Below are 21,303 nucleotides of genomic sequence, written 5' to 3'. Positions count from 1 at the left end.
GGCACCTGGAGCATCGACGCCCACGGCAGCGCCCGCGCCAGTTCGCCAAGCACGCCGGGGAAGACCGTCAACGGCTGCAGCATCCCCGAGAAGAACAGCCCGGTCAGCATCATGGCCTGACTCACCCCGGAGCCGTCCAGCAGCCAGAACGCGCTCAGCCCGACCAGGAAGCGCAGCGCGAAACTGACCAGCCCGCCCAACCCCACCGACACCACGAACAGCAACCAGGTCCAGGGGTCGGAGGGCAGCGCCACGTCGAAGACCAGCGTGCCGCACAGGACCGGCAGCACCCCGCGCCCCAGCAGCTGGAACCCCATCCGCCCCAGGTCCTGCGCCAGCCACCAGCCCTGGAGGTCGGCCGGCCGGTACAGGTCCACCGCGATGTCCCCGGATCTGATCCGTTCCATCAGCTCGTCCTCGCACCCGCCGCCCATCAGCGCCATCGGCGTCAGCAGTGCCTGCCCCAGCCAGACGTACGTCAGCGCCTGCGCCTCGCTGTAGCCGCCCAGGTGCGGGCGCTGGTCCCACAGGGCGAGGTAGCTGTAGCTGATGATCAGCCCGAAGACGCAGTTGGTGAAGACACCCGCGGCGGTGGCGACGCGGTAGGTGGCGTAGCGGCGGAAGCCCCGCGTGACCACCGCCACGTAGAAGCCGCCCATCGACTGTGAACCCCCTCACGTGGCCTGACACACAAACCGCCGACCCTAGCGTTCGGCCGGCCAGCGCTGCCAACGGTTTTCCTGCGCCGAACGGGTGAGCGAGCTGCGCCGGACGGCCCGTCACAGCCCTGTCACGGATGTCCGATGCCGATCGGCACCGGGCGGATGATGCGACAGTGTTGGAGTCGGAGGACTACGTGGGTGTACGGGCGCGTACGTAACAGTTGGTCCATGATGTACCGCCGCAGGCCAACCCTGGCGGCGGCCGAGGAGTCCTTACAGACATGAGTGACGATCCGAACCCGAGTACGGACCGGAGCAGCGACGGCCGCGGAAACGGTTCGCCGTCGCAGCAGCAGGCACCGCAACAGCAGGAACTGCGGCAGGAGGGACGGGCCGCCCGTCAGACGTCGTCCGGCCGGCCACGCCGCACCGGCCTGCGCCGCCTGCTACCGACCTGGCGCATGTTCCTCGGCGGCAGCTTCGCGCTGCTGCTCCTCCTGATCGGCGCCTTCTTCGTCGGCTACGCCCTGGTGTCCATCCCCGACGCGAACGCCGCCGCCATAGCGCAGAACAACGTCTACCTCTACTCCGACGGCAAGACCGAGATCTCCCGCGACGGCGCCGTCAACCGGCAGAGCATCCCGCTCGACCAGGTCGCCACGACCGCCCGCTACGCCACCCTCGCCGCGGAGGACCGCAACTTCTACCACGAGTCCGCGGTCAGCCCGAAGTCCATGGTGCGCGCCGCCTGGAACACCGCCACCGGCAAGGGCAAGCAGTCCGGCTCCACGATCACCCAGCAGTACGTCAAGAACTACTACCTCACCCAGAGCCAGACCGCCACGCGCAAGGTGAAGGAGTTCTTCATCTCGATCAAGCTCGACCGCAACGAGACGAAGGACCAGATCCTGCAGGGCTACCTCAACACCAGCTACTACGGCCGCAACGCGTACGGCATCGAGGCCGCCTCCCAGGCGTACTTCAGCGAGAACGCCGCCGACCTCACCACCGCCCAGGGCGCCTACCTCGCCACGCTGCTCAACGCGCCCAGCGAGTACGACCTGTCCGCGCACCCCGAGAACGCCCCGGCCGCCAAGGCCCGCTGGAACTACGTGCTGGACGGCATGGTCAAGGAGCACTGGCTCACCCCGTCCCAGCGCGCCGCCATCACCTTCCCGACCATCGGCAAGCCCAAGCCGATCGCGAGCAAGGCCGGCCAGCGCGGCTACATCATCGAGGCGGTCAACCAGTACCTGACCGACCACCACATCGTGGACGCCGACGCGCTCAGCCGCGGCGGCTACCGCATCGTCACCACCATCCAGAAGCCCAAGGAGGACGCCCTCGTCAAGACGGCCCAGGACGACGTCTACGACAAGCTCGGCAACGCCAAGCAGGACAAGTACGTCCGGGCCGGCGGCGTCTCCATCGACCCGTCCACCGGGAACGTCGTCGCGCTGTACGGCGGCATCGACTACACCAAGCAGTACGTCAGCAGCGCCACCAACCGGACCTACCAGCCGGGCTCCACCTTCAAGCCGGTGATCTTCACCGCCGCGCTGCAGAACCAGTCCACCACCCAGGACGGCCGGACGATCACGCCGACCACCGTCTACAACGGCGACAGCGGCCGCCAGGTGCAGGGCCCGAACGGCCCGGTCGGCTACCACCCGAACAACGAGGACAACGTCGACTACGGCAACATCACCGTCACCCGGGCGATGGACCAGTCGGTCAACGCCGTCTTCGCGCAGATGGCACAGGACGTCGGCACCAAGAAGGTCATCGACACCGCACACGACCTGGGCATCCCCGACGCCGTGGACATCCCGCAGACCCCGGCCATGGCACTGGGCGCCTTCGGCAGCAGCCAGGCCAACCCCAACAGCGCCAGCCCGCTGGACATGGCGCAGGCGTACGCGACCCTCGCCAACCACGGCGTGCAGATCCCGTACTCGATCGTGGCGAAGGTCACCAAGGACGGCAACGCCCTGAACCTGCCGGACCGCAAGCCGGTGCAGTCCGTGCCGCGCAGCGCCGCCGACACCACCACCGCGATGCTCAAGAGCGTGGTCGAAACCCCCGGCGGCACCGCCGCGGCCGCCCAGAACTCCGGATGGCCGTCGGCCGCGAAAACCGGCACCGCGGAGAACGACAAGGCCGCCTGGTTCGCCGGGTACACGCCCAAACTCGCCACCGTCGTCGCGCTGTTCGGCATGAACCCGACCAACGGCGCCCAGGAGCAGCTGAACGGCTCCATGAACATGAGTCGGATCAACGGCGGCGGCCCGCCCGGCGCCGTCTGGGCCGACTACACCGCCGCGGCGCTCAAGAACCAGCCGGTCACCGACTTCCACCTCGACCTCCAGCAGGGCGCCCAGACGGTCCCGCCGCAAAACGACCAGCCCACCACGCCGGACAGCGGCGCCACCACACCGCACGCCACCGACACCACGCCGCCGAACACCCAGCAGCCGCCCACCAGTACCCCGCCGAGCACCGGTACGACCACCCCCGGCACCCCGAGCAGCCCGCCGGCCAGTACCGTGCCCACCGACCCGGTGCAGCCGCCCGGCGGCGGCGACCCGACCGACACGTCCGCCCCGCAGGACGGGAACCAGGGCTCCCAGGACGGGGCGAACGGCCGGACCAGCGCACAGAACAACGCCCCGGCCACAAGCGGCCGGGGCGGATAGGGCGGGCTGAACAGGGGACGGTCCCGTCGGGCGCGCCCGACGGGTTGAAGCCCGTGGAAGACCTACAAGGTCTACGAGGTCCTACAGGTACAGGCCGGTCGAGTCGTCGCCCTGGAGGCGTTCGGCGGCCACGGCATGCAGGTCGCGCTCGCGCATCAGGACGTACGCCACGCCCTGCACCTCCACCTCCGCCCGCTCCTCCGGGTCGAACAGCACCCGGTCGCCGACCTCGACGGTCCGCACGTGCTGGCCGATCGCGACGACCTCGGCCCAGGCCAGCCGCTTCCCGACGGCCGCGGTCGCCGGGATCAGGATGCCGCCGCCGCTGCGGCGCTCGCCCTCACCGCTGTCCTGCCGCACCAGTACGCGGTCGTGCAGCATGCGGATGGGCAGCTTGTCGTGTGCACTTTTCGAACTCACGCCGACGAACCTACCGGCGCCGGCGCCACACCGTGAGACCGACCACCGCGGCCGCGACCGCCGCGCCGGCCACCGCGACCGGTACGATCCGCTCCATCCGCGGCGCGCCGTCCTCGTCGACGAACTGCGCCCGCGCCCGGCTGACCGCGCGGTTGGCCGCGACATACGCCTGGCCGACCGTGTTGTCCAGCGCGGACACCGCCTTCGCCTTGGTGTCCCGAATGATCGTGACCGGGTGGACCCGGACCGCGATCTCGTCAAGCGTCACCGCGAGGTCCTGCCGCCTGCGGGCGATATCCGCCTCGATCTCAGCGGCCGTCCTGGCACCTTCCGACACCGCACTGCCTCCATCGCCTGATTAGGTAGCGTTCGGACAGTCTGTCAGTACGACGCGGCCCGCGCCTCGTCGGCACCCCCGTTTGCCCCAGGAGCCCTTCATGTCCGACCGTCTCTCCCCCGGCGACACCGCCCCCGCGTTCACCCTGCCGGACGCCGACGGCAACCAGGTCTCGCTCGCCGACCACCTCGGCCGCAGTGTGATCGTCTACTTCTACCCCGCCGCCCTGACCCCGGGCTGCACCAAGCAGGCGTGCGACTTCACCGACAACCTCTCGGTGCTCGCCGACGCCGGCTACGACGTCCTCGGCATCTCCCCCGACAAGCCGGAGAAGCTCGCGAAGTTCCGCGACAAGGAGTCCCTCAAGGTCACCCTCCTCGCCGACCCCGACCGCAGCGTCCTCACCGGGTACGGCGCCTTCGGCGAGAAGACGATGTACGGCAAGACCGTCACCGGCGTCATCCGCTCCACGATCGTGGTGGACCCGGCCGGCAAGGTCGCGCACGCCTTCTACAACGTGAAGGCCACCGGCCACGTGGCCAAGCTCCTGCGCGACCTGAAGATCTGACCCGCATTCGCTGACACGTAACCCCCACCGACCCGCTTCGTTGATCCGCACGAGAGTGCGAACACGTGCACGGTTGTGGAGGAGTAATGGCGGTCAGGTACACGCGCGAACTACTGGAGGAGGCGGCTCGCAAAGCGCACATCGACGACGCGGTCCGCCACTGCGGGGGCCGTCCGACGGCGGGCAGCCGACGCTATCTACGGCTGAAGATGGCGGAGGCAGGTATCGACATCGCCCACTTCGCCACACAGCGGACCAGGCACACCGAGGACAGGCTGCTCGCCGCGGTGGCAGCGTCGACAAGCGTCAAGGGCGTGGTGCGCCACCTCGGTATCAGCCAGGTCGGCGGCAACCAGACGCACATCAGCCGCCGGATCACCGCACTCGGCATTGACACCTCGCACTTCGCGCCGCCGGCCGAACGCGTTCCGGGTAGCCGGCGGGAGGGCCCGCTGCGGCTGGGCGACCCCGGCCGGGGCAGGGTTCCTGGCCGGCGGCTGCGCGGTGCGCTGGTGCGGTCGGGCATAGCGCAGACGTGCGTAATGTGCGGCATCGGCACGGAGCGGAACGGGAAGCCGCTCACCCTCGAAGTCGACCACATCAGCGGAGAGTGGTGGGACAACCGCCCGGAGAACCTGCGCTTCCTCTGCCCGAACTGCCATGCGGTCACCGACACGTACCGCGGCCGCCGCCGTGGCATCCGATGAGCGCGCCACGGTTCGACCGCGAGGTGCTGGTGCGGACGGCAGCGGACTGCACCAGCCTCGCGCAACTACAGGACCGTCTCGGCCTGCCCCCCGATCCCATCACTCGAAGCAGCCTGCGCCGGAGATTGACACGCTGCGGCATCGACACCGCCCACTTCACCGACATACGCGCCTACCGCCAAGGGTTGATCGGGCGCGAGGTGCTCGCGGTTGCCGTCACAGCGTCCACCAGCGTCAGCGGCGTACTCAGAGCGCTGGGCATACCGTGCAACACCACAGGACGCACACGCGTGAGGAGGAGTCTGGACGCGCACGGCATGGACACCTCGCACTTCACCGGACAGCGGCACTTCCTCGGCACCGTGTCACCGACCAGGAAGTCCGCCGAGCAGATACTCATCCGGCGTCATGCAGGCGCGGACCGCACACGGACAAAGATGCTCAGGCGCGCGCTGGACGACATCGGCGTGCCGCGGATCTGTGCCGAGTGCGGCACAGGTGAACTGTGGCAGGGTCGGCACCTGGTCCTGGAGATCGACCACATCAACGGCGACCGGCTGGACGACCGCCGTGAGAACCTGCGTCACCTGTGCCCTTCGTGCCACAGCCAGACCGCTACGTTCGGGCGCCGGTCCGGCCGTGCGTGGGACGCCCGCGACGAAGTAAAGTAACGCGGCGGGCCCGTACCCCAGCAGGCGAGAGGGCACCGGTTTAGATCCGGCGTGTCGTGGGTTCGAGTCCCACCGGGCCCACCGCTCGAGCGCGGCATCCGTTGACGGGTGCCGCGCTTTCGCCTGCTCAGCCCAGAAGTTCGGTGAGCATCGGGACGAGTGCGCGGAACGCCTTGCCGCGGTGGCTGATCGCGTTCTTCTCCGCCGCGGTCAGCTCGGCGCAGGTCCGGTCCTCGCCGTCGGGCTGGAGGATGGGGTCGTAGCCGAAGCCGCCGGCGCCCGCGGGGGTGTGGCGGAGGGTGCCGCGCAGCAGGCCCTCGGCGACGCGGCTGGTGCCGTCGGGCAGTGCGAGGGCGGCGGCGCAGGCGAAGTGGGCGACGCGGTGCGGGTGTTCGATGTCGCCGAGCTGGGCGAGCAGCAGGTCGAGGTTGGCGATGTCGTCGCCGTGCCGGCCCGCCCAGCGGGCGGAGAAGATCCCGGGCGACCCGCCGAGCACGTCCACGCACAGCCCCGAGTCGTCGGCGACCGCGGGCAGCCCGGTCGCCTCGGCGAGTGCGCGTGCCTTGAGCAGCGCGTTCTCGGCGAAGGTGACCCCGGTCTCCTTGACGTCGGGAATCTCCGGGTAGGCGTCGGCGCCGACGAGGTCACTGTCGAGGCCGGCCTCGGCGAGGATGGCCCTGAGTTCGGTGACCTTGTGGGCGTTGCGGGTGGCGAGCACGAGACGGGTGGTCATGGGCCGATTATCCCCGGGCGCAGACCGCGGTGAGGTGGCCGGCGGCGGTGGCGACGGGATGCAGGTCGGGGTGGTGGCCGTCGGCGGCGCTGGTGCGGGCACGGCGGATCGAGGCGGACAGGTCGGAGACGGCGTGGCTGACGTCGGGGTCGTGGCGGCGGTCGCCGATGTGGTCGAGGTCGGTCTGCACCTTGTCGAGGGCCTTGGCGGTGGCCTTGCGGCGGCCGGGGTCGGAGACCTGGCCGATGTTGGTGGCGGTGCTCTGCAGGTCCTGGACGTCGCCGGCGACGGTGGCGGCGGTCTTGACGCAGTCCAGCGCGCGGGTGACGCCGTGGCAGGCGCTGAGGGTCGCGGCGAGCAGCAGGGCGGCGACCGGCAGGACGGCGGCGCGGGTGCGTAAGAGGCGGCCGGTCCGCGCGCGGTGCGCGGCTCTTGCGAAGCGGGCGGCACGGGCGGCGCGTACGAGGCAGGTCGTGCGGATGAGGTGGGCGGTGCGTGGGACGGTGCGAACGGCGGTGCGGCGGCGGTTCATTGCGGTGGCCCCTCCCCGGCTCCGCGCACGGCCGCGTGCCGCGCGCATCTGTACACACGCGGCACGCGCACGGAGGGTTGCCCTCGGGCCCGGCGCGGAGGGGGTGCCCTCCGCGCCGGTGCAGGGCCGTCGGCAGGTGAGAGGGGCCGCTGGGCCGGAGCCGTCAGTCGGACACGGTGGCCAGGGCCGCCTGCTGGAGCTTGGTGAGATCGGCGCAGCCGCCGGTGGCGAGCGCGAGCAACGCGTCGAGTTCGGCCCGGTCGAAGGGCGCGCCCTCCGCGGTGCCCTGGACCTCGACGAAGCGGCCGTCCCCGGTGCAGACGACGTTCATGTCGGTCTCGGCCTTGACGTCCTCCTCGTAGGCGAGGTCCAGGACGGGGGCGCCGTCGACGATGCCGACGCTGACGGCGGCGACGGTGCCGGTGATCGGCTTGGCCTTGAGCCGTACCAGGTGGTTGGCCTGCATCCAGGCGACCGCGTCGACCAGCGCGACGTACGCGCCGGTGATCGCGGCGGTGCGGGTGCCGCCGTCGGCCTGCAGGACGTCGCAGTCGAGGACGATGGTGTTCTCGCCGAGTGCCTTGTAGTCGATGACCGCGCGCAGCGAGCGGCCGATCAGCCGGGAGATCTCGTGGGTGCGGCCGCCGATCTTGCCGCGGACCGACTCGCGGTCGCCGCGGGTGTTGGTGGCGCGCGGCAGCATGCTGTACTCGGCGGTGACCCATCCCTCGCCGCTGCCCTTGCGCCAGCGCGGTACGCCCTGGCTGGCGCTGGCGGTGCAGAGCACTCGGGTGTCGCCGAAGGCGACCAGGACGGACCCTTCGGCATGTTTGCTCCAACCCCGCTCGATCGTGACGGGGCGGAGCTGGTCGGGGGTGCGGCCGTCGAATCGTGACATGCGGTTGAGCCTATCCGGGTGAGCGGCTGCCCTGTCCCCGGCGCCCACGTGATGGCCTCGATCTCCTACATCATGTCTTCGATCTCCGCGGCGATCGGGTCCGCGTCGGTGCCGACGACGACCTGGATCGCGTTGCCCATCTTGACCACGCCGTGGGCGCCGGCGGCCTTCAGCGCGGCCTCGTCGACGCGAACGGGGTCGACCACTTCGGTGCGCAGGCGGGTGATGCAGCCCTCGACCTCTTCGATGTTCTCGATTCCGCCGAGTCCGGCGACGATCTTCTCTGCCTTGGTGGCCATCTGCTTCTCCTGTTGTCCTGGCCCGCCGGTTGCTTCCCGTGCCCATCGGGACCCGCCGGCGGGTCGGTATGTTTCCGATATGTCACGTTAACTCACGGTTGGCCCAATTTCACGGGCGGTGAACGTCCACCCGGGGCGACCATGGCGGCTGATCCCGGTCGGCATGCACCAGTTCGTGAACACCGTCGCCTGGTTCCGGCTCGGCGACTTCACCAAGCCCGACGGCACCGTCGCGCACGGCGACATCACTTCCGGTTCGCGATCGTGAGGTTCGACCTCAAGACACTGGGCCGGGAACCGACCGAGGAAGTCGAGGACCTGACGAAATAGCCGCTGACGAAATAACCGTCGCCCCGTCAGATCTCGTAGGTCGCGCCCGCCTTCGCCAGTTCCACCGGACCGGCGAAGGCGGCCTGCGCGTCCCGGAGGTTCACCGACGGGTTGGTCCACGGCGGGATGTGAGTGAGCACCAGCCGGTCCACGCCCGCGCCCTCGGCGACCTGCCCCGCCTCGCGCCCGTTGAGGTGCAGGTCGGGGATGTCCTCCTTGCCGTGGGTGAAGGACGCCTCGCACAGGAACAGGTCCGCGCCCTCGGCCAGGTCGCGCAGCGCCTCGCACGGTCCGGTGTCGCCGGAGTACGCCAACACCCGGCCGTCGGCCTCGATCCGGAAGCCGTACGCCTCCACCGGGTGGCTGACCGCGGCCGTGGTGACCTCGAACGGGCCGAGCCGGAACGAGCCCGGCCGCAGCGTGCGGAAGTCGAAGACCTCGCTCATGCACTTCTCGTCCGGCACGTCACCGTAGGCGATGCTCAGCCGGCGCTCGGTGCCCGCCGGGCCGTAGACCGGGATCGCCGAGACCGGGCCGCCCTCGTGCCGGTAGTAGCGGGCCACGAAGTAGCCGCACATGTCGATGCAGTGGTCCGCGTGCAGATGGCTCAGCAGCACCGCGTCCAGGTCGTACAGGCCGCAGTGGCGCTGGAGTTCGCCCAGCGCCCCGTTGCCCATATCGATCAGCAGCCGGAAGCCGTCGGCTTCGAGCAGGTAGCTCGAGCAGGCCGAGTCCGCGGACGGGAACGAGCCCGAGCAGCCGACGACGGTGAGGTTCATCGCGGGGTACACCTCCGAGGGCGCGGCGCATCGCCCCGATCCGGCTCCTAGGGTGGCGGACTCCCGCCACGTCTAGGAAGGGTAAAGCGGGCCGCTGCGCACCGCGCTCATACCGGCACCGGTTGTGGGCGGAATCACCAGTCCGGGTCACCCCGAACCCGGCTGCGAACGCGACCCGCCCCCGCGTACCCCTCCGGGAGCAAATCACCGTGCTAGGGCCCCCGGCCCCGCACCCCGGCTCCGTCTGCCGGGCCGGGGCGCCCTGCCGTGCCCGGCCGGCCGGGGCCTCGCCGTCCGGCCACGGCACTAGGCCCAGAGTTGGCCGTGCAGCGCGGCGACGGCCTCCTCCGTGGAGGCGGCGGTGTAGATGCCGGTGGACAGGTACTTCCAGCCGCCGTCGGCGACCACGAAGACGATGTCGGCCCGCTCGCCGGCCTGCTCGGCCTTGCGCGCCACGCCGAGCGCCGCGTGCAGCGCCGCGCCGGTGGAGACGCCGGCGAAGATGCCCTCCGCGGACAGGAGTTCACGGGTACGGCGCACCGCGTCCTGCGAGCCGACCGAGAAGCGGGTGGAGAGCACCGACTCGTCGTACAGCTCCGGCACGAAGCCCTCGTCGAGGTTGCGCAGGCCGTAGACCACGTCGTCGTAGCGGGGCTCGGCGGCCACGATGGTGACGCCGGGCACCTTCTCCCGTAGGTAGCGGCCCACGCCCATCAGGGTGCCGGTGGTGCCCAGGCCCGCCACGAAGTGGGTGATGGTGGGCAGGTCGGCCAGGATCTCCGGGCCGGTGGTGGCGTAGTGGGCGCCGGGGTTCGCCGGGTTCCCGTACTGGTAGAGCATCACCCAGTCGGGGTGCTCGGCGGCCAGTTCCTTCGCGACCCGCACCGCGGTGTTGGAGCCGCCGGCCGCGGGCGAGGGGATGATCTCCGCGCCCCACATGGCGAGCAGTTCGCGCCGCTCGGAGGAGGTGTTCTCCGGCATCACGCAGACGATCCGGTAGCCCTTGAGGCGGGCCGCCATCGCCAGCGAGATGCCGGTGTTGCCGGAGGTCGGCTCCAGGATGGTGCAGCCGGGGGTGAGCACGCCGTCCGCCTCGGCCTGCTCGATCATGTGCAGCGCCGGCCGGTCCTTGACCGAGCCGGTCGGGTTGCGGTCCTCCAGCTTCGCCCAGATGCTCACCTGCTCCGACGGCGACAGCCGGGGCAGGCGCACCAGCGGGGTGTTGCCGACCGCGGCCAGCGGGCTGTCGTACCGCATCAGCGTCGGCCGGCCGGCGCGGCCGCGGTGTGCGCGGCCGTGTCGGTGGCGCCCGAACCGCCGGCGACGGCGGGCAGGATCGTGACGCTGTCGCCGTCGGCGACCTTGGTGGCGATGCCGTCCAGGAAGCGGACGTCCTCGTCGTTCAGATACACGTTCACGAAGCGGCGCAGCTCGCCGCCGTCCACGACGCGGTCGCGCAGACCCGCGTGGCGGGAGTCGAGGTCGGTGAACAGCTCGTCGAGCGTGGTCCCGGCACCCGCCACGGCCTTCTGGCCGTCGGTGTACGTGCGGAGGATGGTCGGGATGCGAACCTCGATGGCCATGGCTGCGCTCCTGTGAGTGCGGACGAAGCTGGGTGGGTGGCGCCGGTCTGGAGCCGGGGTGGTTCCGTGCGGGCCGTGCGGGTGCGGTGCCGGTACGACGGCGTGCCGCCCGGGCGGCGGGCGCTCAGGCGCGCGGACACGCCGCGCTGGTGCGGCGGCACAGATCGACGTGCAGCCGCGCCACGAGCAGCGCGCCGGGCGCCTTGTCGCTCATGAGTCGCTCACATCGAGGAGAACCATGGGGTCATCGTATCGATTCCCCTCCCCGGTCCGGCCGGTCCGTCCCAGCATCCGGAAGCTCATGGTGTGGAAGGCACTACTTCGACCGGTTCTTCGGTGATCTGGCCGTCCACGATGCGGAACGAGCGGAACTGGAACTCCTCCGCGGTGGAGACCAGCACGTAGTGCGCGCCGGGCTCGTTGGCGTAGGAGATGTCGGTACGGGAGGGGTACGCCTCGGTGGCGGTGTGCGAGTGGTAGACGATCACCGGCTCCTCACCGCGGTCGTCCAGGTCGCGGTAGAGCTTGAGCAGGTCGGTGGAGTCGAACTCGTAGAACGTCGGCGAGCGGGCCGCGTTCAGCATCGGCACGAACCGCTCGGGGCGGCCGCTGCCCTCCGGCCCCGCCACGATCCCGCACGCCTCGTCGGGGTGGTCGGCGCGGGCGTGGGCCACGATCGCGTCGTACAGGTCCTGGGTGATGGTGAGCATGCGGGAAAAGTAACAGGGGCCGGGCGTGCGGCTACACCGCCGGGGTGCCCGGAAGCCCGCCGGCCCCGCCCGCCGCCTCGTCCGCCGCCGGGGCGCCGTCGGGCGCGGGGGCCGGGGCGCCGGGCGGCAGGTGCGGGCGGCGGGCGAACGCCGCCGGGTCGCGCCGTTTGAGCACCCGGTAGCCGGCGCCGAGCAGCGCCGCCCACAGCGGCACCCCGTACAGCGACACCCGGGCGTCGGAGTCGAGGCCGATCAGCACCAGGACCAGGGCGAGGAAGGCCAGCGCGCACCAGCTGGCGGCCGCTCCCCCGGGCGCGGTGAACCACGCGGGGGCGGCCTGCCCGGCGCGTACGGCGGCGCGGTAGCGGATGTGCGCGGCCAGGATCACCGCCCAGGTCCACACCGCGGCCACCGTGGCGAACGCGGTGATGTAGGTGAACGCCCCTTTGGGGTCCACGTAGTCGACCCACACCCCGATGCCCATCGCGGCCACCGAGGCGAGCGTGCCGAGCGCCGGGGTGCGGCGGGTGGTGAGCCGGTCGAAGGCGCGCGGGCCCTGCCCGTTGGCGGCGAGGTCGCGCAGCATGCGGCCGGTGGAGTACATGCCGGAGTTGCAGGACGACAGCGCGGCGGTGAGCACCACGAAGTTGACCACGCCGGCGCCGAACGGGATGCCGATCTTCGCGAAGGCGGCCACGAAGGGGCTGACCCCCGGCTGGAACTCCGTCCACGGCACCACGCACAGGATCACCGTGAGCGCGCCGACGTAGAACAGCACGATCCGCCACGGCAGCGTGTTGATCGCCTTGGGCAGGGTCCGGCGCGGGTCGCGGGCCTCGCCCGCGGTGACGCCGACGAGTTCGACCGCGAGGTAGGCGAACATCACCATCTGCAAGGTCAGCAGCGAGTGGCCGACCCCGTTGGGGAAGAAGCCGCCGTCCCGCCACAGGTGACCGACCGACGCGGTGTGGCCGGCCGCGGACACCCCGAGGGTGAGCACGCCGACGCCGATCAGGATCATCCCGAGGATCGCGGTGACCTTGACCGTCGACAGCCAGAACTCGATCTCGCCGAAGAGCCGCACCGACACCAGGTTGGCGGTGGCCAGCAGCAGCAGGAACAGCAGCGCGGCCGTCCACTGCGGCACCCTGGGCCACCAGTAGTTGACGTAGGTGGCCGCGGCGGTGACCTCGGCCATGCCGGTGACCACCCACATCAGCCAGTACGTCCAGCCGGTGACGTAGCCGGTGAACGGGCCGAGGAACTCCCGGGCGTAGTCGGCGAAGGAGCCGGAGACCGGGCGGTAGGTGAGCAGTTCGCCGAGCGCGCGCATGATGCAGAACACGACGGCGCCGGCGACGGCGTACATCAGCAGCAGGCTGGGGCCGGCCCGGTGGATCGCGCTGCCGGCGCCGAGGAACAGGCCGGTGCCGATGGCGCCGCCGATCGCGATCATCTGGATCTGCCGGCTGCCCAGCCCGCGGGTGTAGCCCTCCTCGCCGGTCGCCGGGCCGCCGACCGGCCCGCCCTCCGGGCCGTCCGACGTGGGCCGCACGCGCGTTTCGTCCACCATGCGGGGATACGTACCCCGCGGCGGCGGCCGCGCGGCGGCCCGGACGGCAGCCGGTCCGCACGTCACCGGAAAGGGCGAAGGGTCAGCGCATCAGCGTCTCGACCAGGCTCTCCTGGAGGCCGCCGAGCCACAGGTACGCCATGACCAGCGGCTTGCGGGGGTCGCCTTCCGGCAGGTGGTACAGCTCGTCGGCCTCGTCCTCGGTGACGCCGAGCCGGGTCCCCATGGTCAGCCGCAGGTCGTTGAGGGTCCCGAGCCACTGCCGGGCCTCGTCCTCGGTCAGCTTGAGCGCCGGGCCGCCGGAGTCGAGCACCCGGATCATCGCCAGCGCGTCCTCGCGCTTGCGGGCCCGCAGGTCGTTCTCGGTGAAGCGGCGGAACTCCGAGGCGTCCTCGGTCTCCTCGTACGCGTCCGGGAAGAGCCGGGCCAGCGCCGGGTCGTCCGGCGGCTTGGTGGGGCCCTCGGCGAAGAGCTGCGCGAGCGGGTCGTCGTCGGCGTCGGCCGGCTGGTCGCCCGGTCCGACCAGTTCCAGCAACTGGACGGCGAGGCTGCGCAGGATCGAGATCTCCACCTCGTCCAGCGCGATGGCGGCGCCGCCGCCGCGGACCGGCTCGAAGTAGCCGGCGCGGGCTCGTCGGCGAGCCATCAGCGGTCCTGCGACAGCGTCGCCCACAGACCGTAGCCGTGCATCGCCTGCACGTCCCGCTCCATCTCCTCGCGGCTGCCGCTGGAGACCACGGCCCGACCCTTGTAGTGGACGTCCTTCATCAGTTTGGTGGCCTTGCCCTTCGAGTACCCGAAGTACGCCTGGAAGACATACGTCACGTAGCTCATGAGGTTGACGGGGTCGTTGTGCACGAGGGTCACCCAGGGAACGTCCGGTTCGGGGACCACCGAAGGGGCCTCGCTGGACTCGGTACGTTCGATCTCGGCAGGAGCCACGCTGCACCGGGTGGTTCCCCCGGCCGAACGGTGGGGGAAGGCCCTTGCGGGGATGGGGGTGGCAGACGGATGGGCACTCACAGGTTCCATGCTGCCGCTCCGTGGGGTCGTCGCACAAATGGGCGTGTGAGGGGGCACACACCCATCGAGATCTCGTCAGTTTGACGAGATGCGGGGTAGCATCGTCGTCATGAGCACAGCAGACCTGGCCCTGCCGGTGGACGTGCCGTCCACCGCGCTGTTCACCGACCGGTACGAGTTCACCATGTTGCAGGCGGCCCTCAGCAGCGGCGCAGCGCACCGCCGGTCGGTCTTCGAGGTGTTCACCCGGCGGCTGCCGGAGGGGCGGCGGTACGGCGTCGTGGCCGGCACCGGCCGCGTGCTGGACGCGGTGGAGAACTTCCGCTTCGACGCGCCCGTGCTGGAGTTCCTCGAACGCGAACGGGTGGTGGACGCGGCGACCCTGAAGTGGCTGGCCGACTACCGCTTCACCGGCGACATCTGGGGCTACCCCGAGGGCGAGGTGTACTTCCCCGGCTCGCCGATCCTGCGGGTGGAGGGCAGCTTCGCCGAGGCGGTGCTGCTGGAGACGGTGATCCTGTCGATCCTCAACCACGACTCGGCGATCGCCGCGGCCGCCTCCCGGATGGCGGTGGCGGCCGGCGGGCGGCCGCTGATGGAGATGGGCGCCCGGCGCACCCACGAGCTGGCCGCGGTGGCCGCCTCGCGGGCCGCCTACGTCGGCGGGTTCCGCTCCTCCTCCAACCTCGCCGCGGGCTTCCGCTACGGGCTGCCCACCATCGGCACCAGCGCGCACGCCTTCACGCTGCTGCACGACACCGAGCGGGACGCCTTCACCGCGCAGGTCGAGTCGCTCGGCCGCTCCACCACGCTGCTGGTCGACACGTACGACCTCACCGAGGCGGTGCGCACCGCCGTGGAGGTGGCCGGGCCCGAGCTCGGCGCGGTGCGGATCGACTCCGGGGACCTGCTGCTGCTCGCCCACCGGGTGCGGCAGCAACTGGACGACCTCGGGGCGAAGGACACCCGGATCGTGGTCACCTCCGACCTGGACGAGTACGCCATCGCGTCGCTGGCCGCGGCTCCCGTCGACGCGTACGGGGTCGGCACGTCGCTGGTGACCGGCAGCGGGCAGCCCACCTGCTCCATGGTCTACAAGCTGGTCGCCCGCGCGTCCGTGCCGGATCGGGCCGACGCGCCGCTCACGCCGGTCGCCAAGAAGGCGCTCGGCGGGAAGACGAGCGTGGGCGGCCGGAAGTGGGCCGCCCGGCGGCTGGACGCCGACGGTGTCGCCGAGGCGGAGGTGCTCGGGAGCGGGCAGGTTCCCGCGGAGCTGGTGGACCGGCAGTTGCTGGTGCCGCTGGTGCGCGCGGGCGAGGTGGTGGGGCGCGAGCCGCTCGACGCGGCGCGCACCCGTCACGTTGCCGCGCGTGCGGGGCTCCCGCTTTCCGCCACGCAGTTGTCGCGGGGGGAGCCGGCGCTTCCCACGGAGATCGTCTGACCCCGGGCCACGACGGCGCAGCCGGGGGCCCGCGGTCCCAGCCCCCGCGGCGAGTGCCCGGGCCACCGGCCGGTGACCGGTCGCTCGCGCGGTTCTCCCCCTGGCTTCGCCGGGAGGGCCCCCACGCACCCCTGGTTGGTGCGGGGCTTCCGCAATAGGCTCGGTGGTCCGGAGACCGGAGAAACTCGGAGAGACCATGCACCGCGCACTGATCGTCGTCGACGTGCAGAACGACTTCTGCGAGGGCGGAAGCCTCGCGGTGCGGGGAGGGGCGGACGTGGCCGCGGCGGTCACGGACCTGATCGGGCAGTCCGCGGGAACGTATCGGCACATCGTGGCGACAAGGGACCACCATGTGGACCCGGGCTCCCACTTCTCGGACCACCCGGACTTCGTGACGTCGTGGCCGCCGCACTGCGTCGCGGGCACGGAGGGTGTCGGGTTCCACCCGAACTTCGCCCCGGCGGTGGCGTCGGGCGCGGTGGACGCGGTGTTCGACAAGGGCGCCTACGCGGCGGCGTACAGCGGCTTCGAGGGCGAGAACGAGAACGGCGCCGGGCTGGCCGGGTGGCTGCGCGAGCGGAATGTCACCGAGGTGGACGTGGTGGGGATCGCCACGGACCACTGCGTGCGCGCCACCGCGCTGGACTCCGCGCGCGAGGGCTTCGCGACCCGGGTGCTGCTGGACCTGACCGCGGGGGTGGCCGAGGACACCACGCGGCAGGCGCTCGTCCAGCTGCGGCAGGCCGGCGTGGAGGTGCACGAGCACCCGGCGGCTACGGGCGGGGTGTGACCCGGTTCAGCGTGGAGATGGGGTGCCAGGGGTCGGGGCCCCGGGCCCGGTAGTCCCGCCAGACCAGGCCGTCCGGGTGGTGGAGCACCGCGGAGACCTCGTCGGGGGTGGGCGGCTCGGCGTTGCCGGACAGGCGGGCGCCGCGGAAGCCGAGGTTGCTGAGCCGGGTCAGGGCGCGCTGGCGGTTCAGCGCGTGGACGACCACCCGCACGGTCAGCTCGGGACACGCCGGGTGCGGCAGGCCGAGCGCCACCACGACCGTGCCGCCCGGGAGCTTGATGAAACCTCCGACCGCCATGTCCACATCTTGTGCGCATCGGCCGCCGCCCACCAGGGGACGGCAGCCGAACGTCGCATCAGTGCAGGTCAGACCGGTGAATGTGACGCATGTTACCGGTGTGACGGACCGACCTGGACCGTCATGGTGCTCCCGTCGAGCGCCTGGCTGAGGATGGTCAGCCGGGTGTTGGTGTCGGGGACGTCGACGCTGCCGTACGGGTTGTTCGCGTACCAGTACGTTCCGTAGTGGTCGTCGAAGGCCGGGCTGCCGAGCTTCGCCGGGATGCGCCCCGCAACACCGTCGTTGTGCAGGGTGAACCCGGCGGACGGATACCAGCTGAACGCCGAGTCGTACGCCTGGACCCGGTTGCGGATGACCGTGCCGTCGGTGAACGTCTCCGGCTTGGCGTGCGCGTCGACCGGCAGGATCTCACCGCTGCCGGGGTGGGCGCCGACGTTGTTGTCGGGCTGCGAGGTGTCCCACAGCCACACCAGCAGGCCGGCCTGGTACGGGAAGTGCTCGACCCAGTCGGGCCGGGTGCCGGCCCAGCCGAAGTTGTACGGGCCGGTCTTCAGCGTGCTGTCGTACGAGGTGTACTGCCGGTTCTCGGCGACGTAGTACTCCGGGTAGTCCTTGCTGAAGGACGCGCCGATCCGGGAGAAGCCGTCGGCGGTCCAGCCGTTGTCGTCGGTCTCGGCGCCGTCGGTGAGCAGCGTCCTGCCGTCGGCGGTGACGGTGATCGCGTCGGCCGCGAAGCCCTGCTGGGCGACGCCGCCGTCGGTGGCGTAGCGGAAGCGCAGCTGGATCTGCCGGCCCGCGTAGGCGTCGAGCGGGAAGGACAGGTCCTCGTACGCGCCGGAGGTGCCGGTCAGGGCCGGCCGGTCGCTGCCGTCACGCGGGAGGGCCTTGCCGTTCGCGGTGCCGTCGAGCCCGGTCCAGCTCGCGCCGCCGTCGGTGGAGACCTCGGTGTAGAGGAAGTCGTAGTTCTGCTCGATGTCCCACCAGCCCTTGAGGCCGAGCGAGGCGGAGGTGGCACCGGTGAGGTCGACCGTGCGGGTCAGGGAGTTGGAGAGGTCGTCGCCCATGCCGCTCCACCACTGCTTGTCGCCTTCCGCGGGCGTGGTGACGGTGGTGGTGACGGGCTTTTCGGGGAGCCGGACCACCAGCGCCTGCTTGTCCTTGGTGTTGTACTCGGCGACGCCCAGTTTGGTGGTGGAGCGGGTCGCGGCCTTGGCGGTGCCGTAGTTCAGCCAGCCGAGCTGGAGCTTGTCCCAGGCGCTCATGTCGTCGGGCAGGTCGCCGATCGCGTCCTTCCCGGTGCCCATCCAGGAACCGGAGGACATCAGCGTCCAGAACGCGGTGTTGTTCTCGCCGACGTACGAGGTGTCGTACTCGTCGGGCAGGCCGAGGTCGTGGCCGTACTCGTGGGCGAAGACGCCCAGACCGCCGTTCTCCGGCTGGAGGGTGTAGTCGCCGACCCAGATGCCGGTGTCGCCGATCTCGGTGCCGCCGGCCTTGTCCCCCGCCGGCCCGGTCTTCCCGGCGTCGGTGCCGTAGGCGTACCAGCGGTGCGCCCACAGTGCGTCGGTGCCCTGCGCGCCGCCGCCGGCCGACTGGTCCTCACCGGAGTGCACGATCTGGAAGTGGTCGATGTAGCCGTCCGGCTCGTTGAAGTCCCCGTCGCCGTCGTAGTCGTAGCGGTCCCACTGGTCGTACTCCGCCAGGTCGGCCTTGATCTGCGCGTCGGTACGGCCCTGCGCCTGCTGGTCGGCGACGTAGGCGGTGGTGGCGTCGCGGATCAGGTCCCAGGCGTTGGAGCAGATGGTGGAGCCGCACCAGTCGGAGCCGTAACGGGCCTCGTTGTAGGGGACCTTGACCCAGTCCGTGACCTCGCCGTCGACCGAGTAGCGGCCGGAGGACTGCTTCTCGTAGTACTTCGCCAGCGACTCCTTGTCCTTGGCGTGCGAGAAGTACAGGTCCTGGAAGTGCTGTTGGTTGTAATCCGCCTGCCAGGCGGTGCTGTTGTCCTGCGAACGGTCCGGCTGGGCAATGGAGTTGTGCGCCGGGCCGGGGTCGCCGCCGTACTTGGTGGTGGGCGGCTCGGGTCCGTCCGGGCCGTCCGGGTCGTAGGTGGTGGTGTCGTCCACCTGGTCGCCGAAGTCCACCAGGATCGTGAAGATCTTGTCGGTCTTCTCCCGGCCCAGCTCGACGTACTTGCTCTGCTTGCCCTTGCCGTGGCCGAGTTGGACCACCTGGGAGCCGTCGCGCTGCTGGACGGTGGCGTCGCCGGAGACGACCTGCTGGAGTGCGGCGGAGTGCTCGGCCGCCTGCTGCTTGCTGAACGGGCCCGGCAGATCGTGCGGTTCGCTCTGCGCGGGGTCGTGGCCGGCCGCCGGGGTCGCGGGGCTGCTGCTGTGGCCCGGGGTCGCCGCGGCCGCCCCGGTGGCGATCGCGGGGACACCGAGCACGGCTATCGCGACTGCCAGGGCGGCACTTTGACCGATCCAGTGCTGTCTTTTCAAGATCCTTGACCTCCCCTTGGGAAAGGCCATTGCATCGGAGCGACGGAGGAAAAGACAGATCTTGACTTGAGCATGACGGGCGGTTAAGTTGGCCGACCCTCGGCGCCCGGCATCCGCCGATTGGACGTCCGTCGCACCAACAGCCCCCCGCTGCACATGCGTTGAGGTATCGGTCACACGTGCGACCCCGTGCGCCCCCTTGTGCTCCGCACCGTGGGTAAGGCAACGCTTACCCGGGGGCGGGCCTGGGCATTCCGAACCGTAGAGTCACCCCCCGTCAGCATGCCCCCGCATCGACGTACTCCGAGGACGGTTCCCCTCATGCCACGTCCTACGAACGCGCAAGTCGCCTACGGTTCCGCGACCGTCGTCCTGTTCACCCTCGTGATCCTGCTGCTGACGGACGTGCGTTCCGCCGGCGCGGTGATCGCCGTCGCCGCGCTCGGGCTGCTGCTCGGCCTGTTCGTCGCGGCCGCGCTGAGTCCGGGCGGGCGCAGGTCCGCCGCCATGGCCGCGCCCACGGTGCCGGCGGCGGTGCCGCGGGCCCGGGTGGGCGGTTCGGTGCCGAGCACCGAGGCGCGGGTGGGCGAGCACTCGCTGCGCTAGGGACTCCCACGTCCCGGGGGCAGGCGCGCCCGGGACGCGCGTCAGACGGCGGCCACGACCACGGTCTTGGCCGCCTTGTCGTGCACGCACTGCTGGAACGGCCGGTCCCAGGTGCACCACAGCGAGTTGATCAGCCAGAAGGCCGGGCCGATCAGGATCGCGCTCAGCACGGCGGGCAGTACGTACACCGCGGCGCGCAGCCAGCCGGCCGCGCCGGGCACTCCCCCGTCGCTCAGCCGGGCCGCGCGGATGCGCAGCGCCATCTTGCCGACGGTCTGGCCGCGGGCGGCGGTCATCGCGCCCTCGATCACGAAGTACAGCAGGTAGCCGACGATCGCGACCAGCGCGCGTTTGCCGAGTGCCTCGTCGCTGCCGTGCCGGATGTCGTCGCCCATCGCGGCCAACGAGACCAGGACCACCACCGCGAGGAGAATTACGGTGTCTATCAGCCGTGCGAGGAACCGCTGGCCCAAGGTGGCCAGCGGCGCCATACCCTCGGGGTGCTCTGCCGTCATGACCTGAGTAAACCAGCCGTTCGGGTGACGCACACCCCCCGGGTTGCCGGGTTCCGCAGGTCGCGGGACATCGCGGTCGGTGGTGGGTCGCCCGCGGCGTTCCGGGAGGGTCAGGGCTCCGTCTGGACGACCACGGTTCTGGCGGCCTTGTCATGGATGCCCTGCCTGTACGGCCGGTCGACGAGAATCGTTGCCCCGATGACGAGGAACCACACGCAGGAACAGCAGAACGCGGGCACCCAGAGGACGGCCGCGCGGATCGCGGCGGCGTTGGACGTGGGCACGCTGCCGTTCTCGAGCATCGCGGCCCGCAGCCGCATCACCTTCTTGCCGACGGTCTGCCCGGTCGCGCGGGTCATGAGGAACTCGTAGACGAACCCGATCCCGGCGGTGAAGATCCCGCCGACCGCGGAACGGCCCGTGCTGAAGTGGTTGTCCTGAACGCCGACCGCCGCCCAGTCCAGCAGAAACGCGGGGATCAGCACGATGATGATGTCGATGATCCGCGCCAGCAGCCGCTTGCCGGCCTCGGCGAGCGGCGGCATCCCGGCCAGCGGGTCGGGGCCGCCCGGGCCACCCGCGTAAGGGTTGCGGCCGTACGGATTCTGCTCGTACGGGTTCTGGC

At 71.1% G+C, this 21,303-nt stretch carries 26 protein-coding genes and 1 tRNA gene; 8 read left to right on the top strand and 19 right to left on the bottom strand.

All coding sequences use genetic code 11. From position 1 onward, the window contains the following. A partial coding sequence (locus AC13HU_RS07980) for an ABC transporter permease (RefSeq protein ID WP_483041051.1) occupies nucleotides 1-659 on the bottom strand: 659 nt, incomplete at its 3' end. A gap of 284 nt (nucleotides 660-943) precedes the next feature. On the opposite strand from AC13HU_RS07980, the gene AC13HU_RS07975 reads away from it, so the two are divergent. Beyond that, nucleotides 944-3,358 carry a transglycosylase domain-containing protein gene (locus tag AC13HU_RS07975; RefSeq protein ID WP_483041050.1) on the top strand — a complete coding sequence of 805 codons (2,415 nt, stop codon included), beginning with the start codon at nucleotides 944-946 and terminating at the stop codon, nucleotides 3,356-3,358. Nucleotides 3,359-3,439: 81 nt separating this feature from the next. Here the strand turns inward: AC13HU_RS07975 and AC13HU_RS07970 are convergent, their stop codons facing one another. Together AC13HU_RS07970 and AC13HU_RS07965 are read right to left on the bottom strand one after the other, a co-directional pair. Continuing rightward, nucleotides 3,440-3,739: a GroES family chaperonin gene (locus tag AC13HU_RS07970; RefSeq protein ID WP_483041053.1), complete on the bottom strand. Its 300-nt coding sequence runs from the start codon at nucleotides 3,737-3,739 to the stop codon at nucleotides 3,440-3,442. Nucleotides 3,740-3,788: 49 nt separating this feature from the next. Next, nucleotides 3,789-4,115: a DUF3618 domain-containing protein gene (locus AC13HU_RS07965; RefSeq protein ID WP_483041049.1), complete on the bottom strand. Its 327-nt coding sequence runs from the start codon at nucleotides 4,113-4,115 to the stop codon at nucleotides 3,789-3,791. A gap of 100 nt (nucleotides 4,116-4,215) precedes the next feature. Here AC13HU_RS07965 and bcp point away from each other — a divergent pair, with 100 nt between their 5' ends. The 4 genes from bcp to AC13HU_RS07945 all read left to right on the top strand — a co-directional run bounded on the left by bcp (nucleotide 4,216) and on the right by AC13HU_RS07945 (nucleotide 6,142). Further along, nucleotides 4,216-4,683, top strand: coding sequence for a thioredoxin-dependent thiol peroxidase (gene bcp / locus AC13HU_RS07960; RefSeq protein ID WP_483041048.1), 468 nt, complete (start codon nucleotides 4,216-4,218; stop codon nucleotides 4,681-4,683). An 86-nt stretch (nucleotides 4,684-4,769) separates the two neighbouring features. Further along, entirely contained in the window at nucleotides 4,770-5,390 is a 621-nt protein-coding gene (locus AC13HU_RS07955) for an HNH endonuclease (protein ID WP_483041047.1), read from the top strand. After that, nucleotides 5,387-6,061 (top strand): HNH endonuclease, encoded by a 675-nt coding sequence (locus AC13HU_RS07950; RefSeq protein ID WP_483041046.1) that lies wholly within the window; start codon nucleotides 5,387-5,389, stop codon nucleotides 6,059-6,061. Before AC13HU_RS07955 ends, AC13HU_RS07950 begins: the two co-directional genes overlap by 4 nt. 6 nt (nucleotides 6,062-6,067) lie before the next feature. Further along, nucleotides 6,068-6,142: transfer RNA gene (locus AC13HU_RS07945), tRNA-Leu, on the top strand. A gap of 46 nt (nucleotides 6,143-6,188) precedes the next feature. Here the strand turns inward: AC13HU_RS07945 and rdgB are convergent. From rdgB to clpS, 12 genes are all read right to left on the bottom strand, one after another. Next, nucleotides 6,189-6,794 (bottom strand): RdgB/HAM1 family non-canonical purine NTP pyrophosphatase, encoded by a 606-nt coding sequence (gene rdgB / locus AC13HU_RS07940; RefSeq protein WP_483041045.1) that lies wholly within the window; start codon nucleotides 6,792-6,794, stop codon nucleotides 6,189-6,191. A gap of 7 nt (nucleotides 6,795-6,801) precedes the next feature. After that, nucleotides 6,802-7,326: a hypothetical protein gene (locus AC13HU_RS07935; RefSeq protein ID WP_483041044.1), complete on the bottom strand. Its 525-nt coding sequence runs from the start codon at nucleotides 7,324-7,326 to the stop codon at nucleotides 6,802-6,804. A gap of 163 nt (nucleotides 7,327-7,489) precedes the next feature. Then, nucleotides 7,490-8,224, bottom strand: coding sequence for a ribonuclease PH (gene rph, locus AC13HU_RS07930; protein WP_483041043.1), 735 nt, complete (start codon nucleotides 8,222-8,224; stop codon nucleotides 7,490-7,492). Between the two features lie 65 nt (nucleotides 8,225-8,289). Beyond that, nucleotides 8,290-8,523, bottom strand: a complete 234-nt coding sequence (locus AC13HU_RS07925; RefSeq protein WP_483041042.1) for a PTS sugar transporter subunit IIB — start codon at nucleotides 8,521-8,523, stop codon at nucleotides 8,290-8,292. A gap of 356 nt (nucleotides 8,524-8,879) precedes the next feature. Then, nucleotides 8,880-9,632 carry an MBL fold metallo-hydrolase gene (locus AC13HU_RS07920; protein ID WP_483041041.1) on the bottom strand — a complete coding sequence of 251 codons (753 nt, stop codon included), beginning with the start codon at nucleotides 9,630-9,632 and terminating at the stop codon, nucleotides 8,880-8,882. Nucleotides 9,633-9,938: 306 nt separating this feature from the next. Continuing rightward, complete coding sequence (locus AC13HU_RS07915) at nucleotides 9,939-10,889, bottom strand: PLP-dependent cysteine synthase family protein (RefSeq protein ID WP_483041040.1); 951 nt, start codon at nucleotides 10,887-10,889, stop codon at nucleotides 9,939-9,941. Beyond that, complete coding sequence (locus AC13HU_RS07910; protein WP_483041039.1) at nucleotides 10,889-11,215, bottom strand: MoaD/ThiS family protein; 327 nt, start codon at nucleotides 11,213-11,215, stop codon at nucleotides 10,889-10,891. The genes AC13HU_RS07915 and AC13HU_RS07910 overlap by 1 nt, the downstream gene beginning before the upstream one ends. Nucleotides 11,216-11,339: 124 nt before the next feature. Beyond that, on the bottom strand, nucleotides 11,340-11,429 hold the full coding sequence (locus AC13HU_RS07905; RefSeq protein WP_483041038.1) for a putative leader peptide: 90 nt from the start codon (nucleotides 11,427-11,429) through the stop codon (nucleotides 11,340-11,342). A gap of 85 nt (nucleotides 11,430-11,514) precedes the next feature. Further along, entirely contained in the window at nucleotides 11,515-11,925 is a 411-nt protein-coding gene (locus AC13HU_RS07900; protein ID WP_483041037.1) for a M67 family metallopeptidase, read from the bottom strand. Between the two features lie 31 nt (nucleotides 11,926-11,956). Next, entirely contained in the window at nucleotides 11,957-13,498 is a 1,542-nt protein-coding gene (locus tag AC13HU_RS07895) for an amino acid permease (protein ID WP_483041036.1), read from the bottom strand. Between the two features lie 82 nt (nucleotides 13,499-13,580). Then, on the bottom strand, nucleotides 13,581-14,144 hold the full coding sequence (locus AC13HU_RS07890) for a DUF2017 domain-containing protein (RefSeq protein ID WP_483041035.1): 564 nt from the start codon (nucleotides 14,142-14,144) through the stop codon (nucleotides 13,581-13,583). Further along, nucleotides 14,144-14,494, bottom strand: coding sequence for an ATP-dependent Clp protease adapter ClpS (clpS, locus tag AC13HU_RS07885; protein ID WP_483041052.1), 351 nt, complete (start codon nucleotides 14,492-14,494; stop codon nucleotides 14,144-14,146). The genes AC13HU_RS07890 and clpS overlap by 1 nt, the downstream gene beginning before the upstream one ends. Nucleotides 14,495-14,630: 136 nt before the next feature. Here clpS and AC13HU_RS07880 point away from each other — a divergent pair, with 136 nt between their 5' ends. Next, nucleotides 14,631-15,962, top strand: a complete 1,332-nt coding sequence (locus AC13HU_RS07880; protein ID WP_483041034.1) for a nicotinate phosphoribosyltransferase — start codon at nucleotides 14,631-14,633, stop codon at nucleotides 15,960-15,962. A 196-nt stretch (nucleotides 15,963-16,158) separates the two neighbouring features. Beyond that, on the top strand, nucleotides 16,159-16,755 hold the full coding sequence (locus AC13HU_RS07875) for an isochorismatase family protein (protein ID WP_483041033.1): 597 nt from the start codon (nucleotides 16,159-16,161) through the stop codon (nucleotides 16,753-16,755). Here the strand turns inward: AC13HU_RS07875 and AC13HU_RS07870 are convergent. Further along, the gene (locus tag AC13HU_RS07870) at nucleotides 16,739-17,053 is read right to left on the bottom strand and encodes a hypothetical protein (RefSeq protein WP_483041032.1); all 315 of its coding nucleotides are present in this window, start codon (nucleotides 17,051-17,053) and stop codon (nucleotides 16,739-16,741) included. The genes AC13HU_RS07875 and AC13HU_RS07870 overlap by 17 nt on opposite strands. A 92-nt stretch (nucleotides 17,054-17,145) precedes the next feature. Further along, the gene (locus AC13HU_RS07865; protein ID WP_483041031.1) at nucleotides 17,146-19,587 is read right to left on the bottom strand and encodes an immune inhibitor A domain-containing protein; all 2,442 of its coding nucleotides are present in this window, start codon (nucleotides 19,585-19,587) and stop codon (nucleotides 17,146-17,148) included. A gap of 291 nt (nucleotides 19,588-19,878) precedes the next feature. Between AC13HU_RS07865 and AC13HU_RS07860 the strand changes: the two genes are divergently transcribed. Beyond that, nucleotides 19,879-20,163 (top strand): hypothetical protein, encoded by a 285-nt coding sequence (locus tag AC13HU_RS07860; protein ID WP_483041030.1) that lies wholly within the window; start codon nucleotides 19,879-19,881, stop codon nucleotides 20,161-20,163. A 41-nt stretch (nucleotides 20,164-20,204) separates the two neighbouring features. On the opposite strand, the gene AC13HU_RS07855 is transcribed toward AC13HU_RS07860, so the two are convergent. Further along, entirely contained in the window at nucleotides 20,205-20,678 is a 474-nt protein-coding gene (locus tag AC13HU_RS07855) for an RDD family protein (RefSeq protein ID WP_483041029.1), read from the bottom strand. A gap of 110 nt (nucleotides 20,679-20,788) precedes the next feature. Beyond that, nucleotides 20,789-21,303 (bottom strand): RDD family protein (locus AC13HU_RS07850; protein WP_483041028.1); only part of this gene is annotated, 515 nt, incomplete at its 5' end.

The organism is Streptomyces sp. NH27 (assembly GCF_056859195.1).
This window is presented reverse-complemented; position numbering and strand designations above follow the sequence as displayed.